Origin of the sequence: Sphingobium limneticum (genome assembly GCF_008710155.1) — a bacterium.
GTDB classification, from domain to species: domain Bacteria; phylum Pseudomonadota; class Alphaproteobacteria; order Sphingomonadales; family Sphingomonadaceae; genus Sphingobium; species Sphingobium limneticum.
This window is the reverse complement of sequence record NZ_VYPZ01000052.1, coordinates 1-9747: the sequence shown is the minus strand read 5'-3', so window position 1 is coordinate 9747 and position 9747 is coordinate 1. Positions and strand designations below refer to the sequence as shown.

The following is a 9747-nucleotide window of genomic DNA, read 5'->3' as shown; positions in this document are numbered from 1 at the left end:
CCGATGTGCTCAGCAGCATCGCCGACATCCCCCAGAACCGTCTCCACGAACTGCTGCCATGGAATTGGCGCGCAGCCGAAGATCAACGCGAAGCCGCCTGATCCGCGGCCTTCACCGAATGCCTACGCTTCGACACCGGCCTTATCGAGCAACGGTCGCGCTTCCGCTGTGTGGCCGATGGCCTTGAGATGCCCGAAAGCGTGCATCACGAACTGGACGGCAGCCGCCTCCTTGAGGAGCTGCGCACATCCCACTTCCGAAAGGACGACGGCAATGGCATCGAACAGCACGGACGGGCCGCCGGCGAGCTGGAAATCGGCTTCCATTGCCGAGCCATCCGACATCTTCGCACCGCCGATCTTGTGCGCGACGATCACCGGACGCCCGCCCACATCGCCTATCTGACTGGTCAGTTCGTCGACGACAGCCGGATCAGACCCATCGGCAATGAAAATGGCAATGGTCCGCCCCCCGATCGACTTGGGAGCTAGCGGACCTTCGATGATACGCAGCGCTGGTGAAAGCTCCATGTCCTTGACCGGCGCGGCGGTTGGAGACGCTTTGGGGACTTCCATGTTGAGCCCGTCAGCCACGCGCGCTGCCAGCGTGGGATCGACCTTTACCAGATTGGACATCCCGCGAGCGTCGAGAAGCGCGTAAAGACCGGAGTCTTGGTGCCCTTGGCAAAGACCGCCGCCTTGCAGATGTCGGAGATGTCGTCAGTCGCCTCGAAATAGCCATGAGCAGCAGAGCCACGGGCATGGATGATGCGTTCGGGGATTCGTTCATGGTCGAAATGGAAAATCTTTTAGCGCAGAACAAAATCTTCCAGCAAGACTTGGCCGCGCGCGCCTGCCTTGAGCTGGTTCTGGTTGTCGGAAATCCGTATGCCTTGGCTGGTGGTCAAGACATTATCGTCGCTCGCTTGCTGATGCCTTTCCTCGCCACTTCCCGTGGTGTTGTCGATTGCGTCCTTACTGGTCATGTCGGTCACTTTCGCGCTGATTGTGATATGGTTCACTCGCAACGCATCAGGAGGGAAAAAGTCGGCCCTGAAAATCAAAGTCGGAAGAGATCGTCCGTGGTAGTCCACCGGCAAGCTGGAGAGTTGCAATTATAGTTAGAGATAGCAGGATGTTAATCACGGCGTCAGGCGGATTATAATGGTCATATAGTCAACGATTTTTCAAAGGATTATTCACCTATATGTAAAATGCGCTTATTGTGCTCATTCGATTTTGCCTATTGGAGGCGCAAGTCTGCAATCAGTATGTTGATCGAAGTTAACCTACATAATTTGCAGAAAACCTCTGCTACATGGGGGAAATAAACTTGCATAGAAGCGTTAACAGCTCGGCGACTGCGAAACATATGCGTCGTCGCTGGGAGCCAGTTGAATGCGCATTGCCATCATAGCCCATTTGAAGTTTCCCATCAGTGAGCCGTTTGCGGGCGGGCTGGAGATGCACACCCATATGCTCGCGCGGTCACTGCGCGAACGGGGGCATGATATCACGCTCTTTGCTTCTACGCGCTCAGATCCCGCGCTGGGGGTGGAAGCAATCTGCGATGAGACTTCGCTTTTCGAAACGGGCATTGCCGAAGCCAATGATGTTGCCTTCTTCCGCGAACACCATGCGTATCTCGGGCTGATGACCAAATTGCGGTCGCGATCGTTTGACGTGATTCACAACAATTCTTTGCACTATCTCCCCGTCAGCATGGCCGACACGCTTGCTATCCCCGTCCTAACCACGCTCCACACCCCGCCCTTTTGCTGGTTGGAAAGCGGGGTCCGGCTCAACCGCGGACCGATGACTTACGTTGCCGTCTCGCAGGCGACAGCCGACATGTGGAGCCACGTGGCGAGGACCGATCATGTAATTCCGAACGGCATCGATCTGACGCACTTTCCGTACCAGCCTGTCGCGAGCGAAACGCCGTACTTGGTCTGGTATGGCCGGATTGTTCCCGAGAAAGGACTGGACTATGCGATTGATGCGGCACGCCTTGCAGGATTGCCGCTGCGTATCGCCGGCCCTATTTCGAACCAGAATTATTTCGATGAGGCGATCGCACCGCGCCTGGGTGCGAACGTCGAATATGTCGGGCATCTGTCCCACCGCGAACTCGCCCGCTTGGTGGGAGGGGCTGTCGCCGCGCTTTGCACCCCGCGATGGGAAGAGCCCTATGGCCTAGTCGTGGCAGAGGCGCTGGCTTCTGGCACCCCCGTCGCCGCGTTCCGGCGCGGCGGCGTGCCTGCGCTGTTGAATGACGATTGCGGCGTTCTTGCGCAGCCGGATGACGTTGCATCGTTGGCATCGGCGGCACTGGCCGCTTCAGTGCTGAGCCGCAGTGCCTGCAGGGCACATGCGGAGCGCTATTGCGACGCGCAGCGCATGGTCGATGAGTATGAAGCCGTGTACCACCAGCTCGCGCTTGCTTCGGTTGTAGCCTATGGGCCGCAGACGGCGCCGCTTATTGCCAGCGTCGCATGAAGCCACCAGTCTGCGTCTGCATACCCGCCCGTGATGAGGCGGAGCATATCGGTCGCCTGATCGAAGCCCTAGCACAGCAAACCGTTCAGACCTTCGCTGTCGCGATATGCGTCAACAACAGCAGCGATGCCACCCATGCAAAAGCCGTCGAGGCTACGCTTCGTTACAATGCTGGATTTACGCTTCACATCGTTCAGCGCGTGTTTGAACCGGAACTGGCCCACGCTGGATCTGCCCGCCACGCGGCGATGGACATGGGCGCTGGTCTTCTGACGCCCGACGGCCTATTGCTTTCCACAGATGCGGATTGCCGGCCACCCGCCGATTGGATCGAGGCCAATCTGACACATTTTTCGCCGGAGCGGATCATTGGCGGTCGCATAGAACTGGACGAGCTGGAAACGGACATGGCTCCGGCGATCTTCATGCTGCGCCGCCGCTTCGATGCCTATTGGCAGGCCGTGCGGGCGATCGAGGATATGATCGATCCGGTCGCATGGGATATGCCGCCGCGACACGGCGATCATACGGGGGCCAGCCTTGCGCTGTCCGTCGGCCTTTATCGCCGCGCGGGCGGCGTTCCGCTCCTGCCGATCGGCGAGGATCGTGCCCTGGTCGAGGCAGCGATCAAGGCGGGAGGACAACTGATCCACCCGAATGCCGTGTGGACCCGGGCATCTTCACGGACAGCAGGCCGTGCGAATGGCGGCATGGCGGCTGACATGCAGCGATGGATCGACTGCGCCGCAAGCGATGATGTTCCTATGGTCCCTGCTTTCTCCCTTTGGGAGGAACGCGTACGCTGGCGACTTCGAACGAGGGTTGAGATAGGCGTGGCGGCCTGTCTCGAAGCAGAGCGTGCTCTTCCCCCCATGCCCTGCGACATACCTCTTCCCCCCATGGCGGGGGGCGAAATGGCAGCCGTCCAATGAGCCGCCCGATCGGATATTATGTCCATCATCACGGCGATGGCCATCGCCAGCGCGCGATTGCGATCGGTCAATCGCTGGACAATGTCATGCTCATGGGGAGCGGGCTTGCCCATGGAACCGGTAACCTCCCCTTCCTCGATTTGCCTGACGACCGTTTCGACGACAGCTTCGCTGGCATCGATCATGTCGACCGTCCTTCTTCCCTTCACTATGCGCCGCTCGATCATGAAGGTCTCCGCCAGCGCTCTGCGCAAATGACAGGCTGGATCGCTGAAGCGCGTCCGCGCCTGATGGTGGTGGATGTCTCGGCCGAGGTGGCGATGCTGGCGCGGATTGCATCAGTGCCGACCGTCTATGTCCGGTTGAGCGGGAGCCGGCTCGATGTTGCCCATCTCGACGCCTTTCGCGGAGCTATCGCTCTGCTCGCCCCTTTCCACGATGCGCTCGACGATGACGAAACCCCAGGCTGGGTGCGCGACAAGACCTTTTACGCGCCCGGCATCGTCCGATCTGCCAGCCAGAATATCAGCGTGAATGATGAGGTTGTGCTGGTCGTTCTTGGGCGCGGGGGCGGGATATCCAATGGAGAGCACTGGGCAGCCGCAGCGCGAGCAGCGCCCACATGGCAATGGCACATCATCGGTCCCTGCACTGTGCCCGCCGACATGCCAGCCAATCTATATTTGCGGGGGTGGGTCGATGATGCGGACGCGCAGATTGCTGCTGCCAGGGTCGTCATTGGCGCTGCAGGCGATGGCGTCGTCAGCGCCGTCCTGAGGGCGCGGCGTCCTTTCATTTGCTTGCCCGAACCGCGCCCGTTCGACGAGCAGGCATCGAAGGCCGAGAGGTTGGCGGCAGTAGGCGCGGCAATCGTGCGGCATGACTGGCCCAAGCCTCACGAATGGCCTGACCTGATCGGTCGGGCTATCGAACAAAACGAGCAATGGCCCGCTTGCCTTGAAAGTGAAAGCGGACCGGAACGGGTCGCGCGTTGGCTCGATGACCTTTGTGCCCCGGCAGTCTCAAACAGGAGTCATATCGCGTGATCCCCGACCATCATGACCAGACCTTTGACCTGACCGACATCGTCGAGCGTCTTGCGATGTTTGGTGCGCGCTATGATGCCGCACCCTATTTTCCCAGTGATAGCCTGGTAGCGCTGATCCAGAGCGGGCATCATCGCAGGTTCGCACCGCAACTATGTGGAGGAAATGCTTTTGAAAACGAGGCAAGCCGCGCGCGCGCGATGGCAAAGGCCTTGCGCGAGGTCGGACGCGGCGATCTTAGTATCGGACGGCTTTACGAAGGCCACATAAATGCCTTGTCGCTGTTCGACTGGTATGGAACGCCCGATCAACTCAAATGGCTGACGCAGGTACTGGATCGCGGTGCGTGGTTCGGCGTGTGGGCGACCGAGCCGGCGCCCGGTGTTCGGCTCGCTGACGAAGCGACCCTGTCGCTGAGCGGCGAGAAGATGTTCGCAAGCGGCGCCGGCGGTCTCGATTATGCCCTTGTCACGGCGGCTTGCGAGGACACCGCGCGGCGCTTGGTCATTGTTCCCGCCAATGAAAAGGCGCGGGCGGACCTGTCGGGCTGGCGTTTTCGCGGAATGCGTGCGAGTGTAAGCGGTCGCTATTCGCTCGACGAGATGGTTGTCGAGCCGCTCATGCTGCTGGGTAAGCCGGGCGACTATGACAGGGATCCTCGCTTTACCGCAGGAGCCTGGCGCTTCTGTGCGGCGCAGCTTGGCGGCATCGAGGCGCTTGTCTCGGACATCCGCACGGCCATGCGCGATAGCGCGCGCGAAGATCCGCTGCAGCGGGCACGGTTTGCCGATGCCGTCGTAGCGGTACGAACCGCGGGCTTCTGGGTGGAGGAAGCAGCGCAGCGCTTCGCTTCAGGTGATGCGGATGCCGTTGCCGTCGCGCGGCTGACGCGCGGGGTCGTTGAAAATGCCGGGTTCATCGTGATGGAGGCTGCAGCGCGCATCCTCGGCACGCGCAGCGCCTTTGACGGTGAACGCGCGGACAAGATCATCCGCGACCTTTCCCTTTATCTGCGCCAGGCTGGACCCGACCATGCGCGGGACGAGGCCGCCCGGACGCTTCTCGATCATGACATCTGGGAAGAAAGTGACCGGTTGTGGTGAAAGCCGAGGCTTTGGTCCAAAGCCCTTGGGCGCTGGCGCGCTGGCTCGTGCTCGCCCCCCATCCCGACGACGAGACGCTCGGCGCGGGTGCCTTGATCACACACTGCGCCGCTCATGATCGGCTCGGAGGCATCGCCTTCCTGACCGATGGGACTGGCTCCCACCCCAAAGGCACACCCCGCGTTGCCGCGACCCGGCGAAGGGAAGCCCGCAACGCGGTCGGCAGGCTAGGCGCCAAAGCGATCCCGACGATCTGGATGGGATGGCGCGACTCTCACCCCTATCCTACCGACAGTAAAGCATTCGCGCGGGAGGCTGATCGGCTTGCCATGCTGCTGCGCTGGCACCGCATCGATGCCATTGCCGTCTCCGATAAAAGCGAGGCGCATTGCGACCATGTTGCGGCCTACAGGTTGGCCGAAGCGGCTTTGCGAAGGGCGAGGCGTCCGATCGCGCTGTTCGCCTATCATGTCTGGAGCGAGACACCGCAGCGTGCGCGACATATCACAACGCCGGCCATGCCCGTTGGGCAGCGGCGTCATGCTCTTCTGGCCCATCGTAGCCAGCTCTCGCCGGTGATCGGCGAGGGTTTCCGCCTTCCACCGGAGAAGTTGCGCATGGCCGCGCAAGACGTTCTGACATTGAGAAGAGATTGCCAATGACCGGCGCCAGCCTGACCGCACAATATTTTGATGACATTTTCGGATCGGACGATGATCCATGGAATCTTGCGTCGAGCGAGTATGAAGCGGCCAAATTCGCCCACACGCATGGTGTTCTGGCCGACCGACGATATGCCCGCGCACTGGAGATAGGCTGCGCACATGGCGTGCTGACCGGGCATCTCGCTCCCATGTGCGACAGCCTGCTTGCCGTCGACATCAGCACAAAGGCACTGGCAAAAGCGCGGGAACGGGTCGGCGATCGTCCTGGCGTGTCACTTGCCAAAATGGCGTTTCCGCAGGACACCCCTAACGCCGGAGATTTCGACCTCGTGGTGCTGTCCGAAGTGGCCTATTATTGGGGTCTGGTGGATCTCGACCGTGCAAGCGAATGGCTTCGAGATCACGTCTCTCCTGGCGGCCGCATTATCCTTGTCCATTACACAGGAGAAACCGACTATCCGCAAAGCGGCGATGAGGCGGTCGAAGCCTTATGGACCGAACTTGCTGCGGACTTTGACGTCGAGCTCACCGAACGCCGAGACAAATATCGTCTCGATTTGTGGAAGCGTCGCTGATGGGCGTCTCGGTCCTCACAATTGTCCGTAACCGCAGCGCGCATCTGTCGCAGCTCGTCGAGGGACTGCGACGGAGCGATCGCAGACCCGATGAGCTGATTGTCGTCGATATGAGTGACGATCCGATCACGGTGGGACCGACAGGCTTTCCCGTCCGCGTCGAGCGGTTCGAGACGGACGGGCTTCCATTGGCCGCTGCCCGCAACCGCGCCGCGTCCCTAGCCAAGCACGATATGCTCGTGTTCCTGGACGTCGATTGCATTCCACTGCGTGATTGCGTCGGCCTCCTGGCCGAGACCCTCACCGAGCATGACGGCCTGCTCTGCGCAGATATTCGCTATCTTGGCCCCGATGATGCACGCGGATCCTGGGAGGAAGCCGACTTGCTGAAGCATGGCCAGGCGCATCCCGTGCGGAGATTTCCCACCCAAGGCGTGCGTGAGGAAACGAATGCCGGGCTTTTCTGGTCGCTTGCCTTCGCGCTGCGCCGATCGACATTTACAGCGCTGAGTGGGTTTGATGAGGGGTTCACCGGCTACGGCGCCGAAGATACCGATTTTGGTTTCCGAGCTGCTGCTGCCGGGTTGAAGCTGCTATTCGTCGGACAGGCGATTGCCTGTCATCAGTATCATGACAGCTATGAGCCACCCGTGCAGCATGTCGCTGACATTGTGCGCAATGCACGGGTGTTCCAAGCGCGTTGGGATGAGTGGCCGATGGAAGGCTGGCTTGCAGAGTTCGAACGGCTCGGACTGGTGCGCTGGCAAGGGAACGCTCTGGATCTCTTGCGTTTGCCGACAGCCTGCGAAATGGCCGCCGCCCGCGTCGAACCGACAGGTTGGAGCAGGGCCACCACAAATTGAAGCCAATGCCAATCTCAACCGCCAGGCAGGAGCCAGTAGATGACCACGAGCTACAACGCATGGATGAGAACCGGATTTGATTTCTGGATGCTGGGTGCGGAGGCGGGAACGGTGATGACGATGAGGCTCGCAAAGCTCGCGGTAGGCAGTGCTGACGCAAGCGTCGAAGCCGAATTGATGATGTCGGAAAAAATAGGCGCCATGATCGAACTTCAAAGCAAAATGATAACTGGCGCTCTTGGGACCACGCCATTGAGCAATACGCGTGGTGCCCTCAAACATTATCGTGAGAAAGTCGCAGATAATGACCGGCGCTTACGCCACGCGAATTAAACGATTACAATAAAAATTCTATCTTTTCTGCAGCGCAGCGAACTCGATAGCAAGATGGCCGTTTCCGTCTTAGCAAAGGAGATTAGCATGACGGACTATGGAGCTTCCCGCCGCGGGGTTATCAGAGGCTGTTTGGAAAATCGGTGGCGGGGGTTGTCGCGAGGCTCTGCGTCTGATTCAGGCTCTGGATGTGGACCGATCAGAGCCTAGGGCGCATGGCCCAGATTGCCAAGAAGACGAAGCGCTATCCCAGTGATCTGACCGATGAGGAATGGGATCGCATAGCGCCCCTGATGCCCAAGCCGGGGCGCCGGGGCCGTCCACGCGAGGTGGATTTTCGCGAGGTAATTAACGCCGTGCGCTACCTTGTTCGGTCGGGCTGTGGCTGGCGGATGCTGCCGATCCATTTCGGGGCATGGCAGACGGTCTATGGCTGGTTCCGGGAACTGGCTCGCAGGTTCCTGTTCCAGACAATCCACGACATCGAACTGATGCTGGATCGCGAGCGCCAAGAGCGAGAGGCCAGTCCGAGCGCAGGAGTGATCGACAGCCAGTCGGTCAAGGCACCATCGGCAGAAAAGCGCGGGTTCGACGCAGGCAAGAAGGTTGTCGGGCGCAAGCGGCATATCGCCGTCGATACCGATGGACGGCTGCTGATGGTCAATCTGACCACTGCGGACATTTCGGACAGCGCGGGCGCCCAGACCATCCTCGATGGCATCCGCAAACGCTGGCCCTGGATCAAACATCTCTTCGCCGATGGCGCCTATGACCGCCTCAAACTCATGGACAAGGCAAGCTATCTGGATTTCGTCGTCGAAGTCATTCGACGCAGCGATCAGCAGCAGGGCCAAGGTTCTGCCCCGACGATGGGTCGTCGAGCGGACCTTTGGCTGGATGATCCGATGGCGCCGATTGGTCCGCGATTACGAGAAGCGCATCGACGTCTCGCAGGCCATGATACTAGTCGCCAACCCATGGGCTTTTATGCACCCGCCCAAATCGTGCGGGACGCGCGCAATCATGGGGTCGACGTCCGGCCGGTGTCGATTAACCACAGCCATTGGGATTGCACGCTCGAGAAGATGCGCGGGCGCTATATGGCGGTGCGTTTGGGGTTCCGCAGCGTGCGTGGTTTAGCCAATGCTCATGGCGCGGCCATCGTCGCCGCGCGTGGTCCAGCACCCTACGAAAGCGTCGAGGATGTCTGGCGCCGCGCCAAGGTGCCCCGCGCCGCGATCGAGCGCCTGGCTGAGGCCGACGCGTTCCATTGCCTGGCGCAGGATCGGCGGCAGGGGCTGTGGAAGGTGAAGGGTCTGGGCGAAGCGCCCCTGCCCCTGTTCGCAGCGGCCGATGCCCGCGCCGGTCACTTCTCGGCCGAGGGACAGGAACCCGATGTCACATTAACGCCGATGAGCGCCGGCCGCGAGGTGGTGGAGGATTATCGCTCGACCCAGCTTTCGCTACGCGGCCATCCGCTGCAATTCCTGCGCGCCGAACTCGACGCCATGCGGATCGTGCGCTGTGGTGACCTTCCTTCGATCCGCGACGGGAGCAATGTTGAGTTGGCGGGCGTCATACTTGTGCGCCAGCGTCCGGGTTCGGCGGTGGGTTCAACGGGTGGCGGCAACACTTTAATCTTTTGAGTAAGATGGAGTGTCACGATGAAGCAGCGTCGTCGGATATATTACACGGCCAGCCAGCGAGCGGAGATATGGGATCGTTGGCAGCG

General features: G+C 60.6%; 11 protein-coding genes and 2 pseudogenes. 11 read left to right on the top strand and 2 right to left on the bottom strand.

Annotated elements, in window-relative coordinates:
• Positions 1-122: 122 nt before the first annotated feature.
• Both F4U94_RS25240 and F4U94_RS25235 read right to left on the bottom strand, forming a co-directional pair.
• Entirely contained in the window at positions 123-593 is a 471-nt protein-coding gene (locus tag F4U94_RS25240) for a type 1 glutamine amidotransferase family protein (RefSeq protein WP_249042115.1), read from the bottom strand.
• Between the two features lie 26 nt (positions 594-619).
• A complete protein-coding gene (locus F4U94_RS25235) occupies positions 620-766 on the bottom strand; it encodes a catalase (protein WP_232016662.1) in 147 nt (48 codons plus the stop codon).
• Here F4U94_RS25235 and F4U94_RS25230 point away from each other — a divergent pair.
• The 11 genes and pseudogenes from F4U94_RS25230 to F4U94_RS23270 form a co-directional block, all read left to right on the top strand.
• On the top strand, positions 740-1120 hold the full coding sequence (locus tag F4U94_RS25230; RefSeq protein ID WP_232016197.1) for a hypothetical protein: 381 nt from the start codon (positions 740-742) through the stop codon (positions 1118-1120). The two genes, F4U94_RS25235 and F4U94_RS25230, sit on opposite strands and share 27 nt — an antisense overlap.
• A gap of 277 nt (positions 1121-1397) precedes the next feature.
• Positions 1398-2498, top strand: a complete 1101-nt coding sequence (locus F4U94_RS23315; RefSeq protein ID WP_170267515.1) for a glycosyltransferase — start codon at positions 1398-1400, stop codon at positions 2496-2498.
• Positions 2495-3430, top strand: a complete 936-nt coding sequence (locus F4U94_RS23310) for a glycosyltransferase family 2 protein (RefSeq protein WP_120252925.1) — start codon at positions 2495-2497, stop codon at positions 3428-3430. Before F4U94_RS23315 ends, F4U94_RS23310 begins: the two co-directional genes overlap by 4 nt.
• Complete coding sequence (locus F4U94_RS23305) at positions 3427-4476, top strand: glycosyltransferase (RefSeq protein ID WP_120252924.1); 1050 nt, start codon at positions 3427-3429, stop codon at positions 4474-4476. The genes F4U94_RS23310 and F4U94_RS23305 overlap by 4 nt, the downstream gene beginning before the upstream one ends.
• On the top strand, positions 4473-5579 hold the full coding sequence (locus tag F4U94_RS23300; protein WP_232016195.1) for an acyl-CoA dehydrogenase family protein: 1107 nt from the start codon (positions 4473-4475) through the stop codon (positions 5577-5579). Before F4U94_RS23305 ends, F4U94_RS23300 begins: the two co-directional genes overlap by 4 nt.
• The gene (locus F4U94_RS23295; RefSeq protein WP_249042114.1) at positions 5573-6241 is read left to right on the top strand and encodes a PIG-L deacetylase family protein; all 669 of its coding nucleotides are present in this window, start codon (positions 5573-5575) and stop codon (positions 6239-6241) included. The genes F4U94_RS23300 and F4U94_RS23295 overlap by 7 nt, the downstream gene beginning before the upstream one ends.
• Positions 6238-6819: an SAM-dependent methyltransferase gene (locus F4U94_RS23290; RefSeq protein ID WP_120252923.1), complete on the top strand. Its 582-nt coding sequence runs from the start codon at positions 6238-6240 to the stop codon at positions 6817-6819. The genes F4U94_RS23295 and F4U94_RS23290 overlap by 4 nt, the downstream gene beginning before the upstream one ends.
• Positions 6819-7682 carry a glycosyltransferase family 2 protein gene (locus F4U94_RS23285; RefSeq protein WP_120253526.1) on the top strand — a complete coding sequence of 288 codons (864 nt, stop codon included), beginning with the start codon at positions 6819-6821 and terminating at the stop codon, positions 7680-7682. Before F4U94_RS23290 ends, F4U94_RS23285 begins: the two co-directional genes overlap by 1 nt.
• A gap of 39 nt (positions 7683-7721) precedes the next feature.
• Complete coding sequence (locus tag F4U94_RS23280; RefSeq protein ID WP_120252922.1) at positions 7722-8015, top strand: hypothetical protein; 294 nt, start codon at positions 7722-7724, stop codon at positions 8013-8015.
• 188 nt (positions 8016-8203) lie between these two features.
• Positions 8204-8990 (top strand): annotated as a pseudogene (locus F4U94_RS23275) (IS5 family transposase); the annotation flags it as partial.
• Positions 8987-9628: pseudogene (locus tag F4U94_RS23270) on the top strand (helix-hairpin-helix domain-containing protein); the annotation flags it as partial. The pseudogenes F4U94_RS23275 and F4U94_RS23270, both read left to right, overlap by 4 nt.
• Positions 9629-9747: the final 119 nt, after the last annotated feature.